This window comes from Arthrobacter sp. MDT2-3 (assembly GCF_059090465.1).
The window spans coordinates 1-427 of sequence record NZ_JBNHFS010000021.1 but is presented as its reverse complement, the minus strand read 5'-3'; the positions used below and the strand labels follow the sequence as shown (position 1 = coordinate 427).

General features: G+C 71.9%; 1 pseudogene. It reads left to right on the top strand.

The window, feature by feature from the left end:
* A pseudogene (locus tag AC5RUQ_RS20945) lies at positions 1–427 on the top strand (HNH endonuclease signature motif containing protein); the annotation flags it as partial.

Genomic DNA, 427 nt, shown 5'->3' with positions numbered 1-427 from the left:
CAGCGGACATCCTGCCAACAACTACCCTCACCGGCGACACCATCCCGGCCACCCGCGAACACCTCGCCGCAGCCCTCACACCCACACCCGCACCCGCACCCGCACCCGCCGGCGACCTCCAGGACACAACGGACACCACCGACGCCGCCAGGGACGGCAGCGGGGAAACACCAACTGCCTGCAGCGCCGCCAGCCCGGCGGTCTCCTCCCGGGCCGGGACCATCATCGCCCTGACCCTGAACCGGCTCCGTCACCTCCTCACACCGGAGCGGCTGGCGCTGATCGAGGAAAACCTCACCACCACCGCCGCCACCGCGGACCCGGACTTCCTCGCCCGCGTCGCCCGCCGCTGGGCCGACACCATCGACGCCGACGGCACCGAACCCAGCGAAGAAGCCCTCCGCCACACCCAAGGCGCCTTCATCCG